Genomic DNA, 301 nt, shown 5'->3' with positions numbered 1-301 from the left:
GATGCGCGGCGTCGTCGACTCCGGCGGCAACGACTCGGCACGCGCCGTCGTCGCCGGCTCCAGCGTCCTCGTCGTCGCCTTCGTCGCGCTCAACCTGCTCGCCCAGTACTTCGGGAGGCTGCGCGCCACCGGCGGCCTCGACCACTACGCCACGCTGCCGGTGCCGCCGGCAGCCGTGGTGCTCGGCGCGGCCGGCGCTTACGCCTCCTTCCCGCTGCCCGGAACGATCGTCACCGCGGCGTTCGGCGCCGGCCTGTTCGGCCTGCCCTGGGCCCACCTGTGGATCCTGCTCGCGGTCGTG

General features: G+C 74.8%; 1 pseudogene. It reads left to right on the top strand.

Going from position 1 to position 301, the window contains the following annotated elements:
* Window positions 1-301 (top strand): annotated as a pseudogene (locus tag LO771_RS30260) (ABC transporter permease); the annotation flags it as partial.

Source organism: Streptacidiphilus sp. ASG 303 (assembly GCF_020991365.1).
In the GTDB taxonomy this organism is placed as follows: Bacteria; Actinomycetota; Actinomycetes; order Streptomycetales; family Streptomycetaceae; genus Peterkaempfera.
The sequence above is the reverse complement of the archived record's forward strand: the minus strand, read 5'-3'. Positions and strand labels throughout refer to the sequence as shown.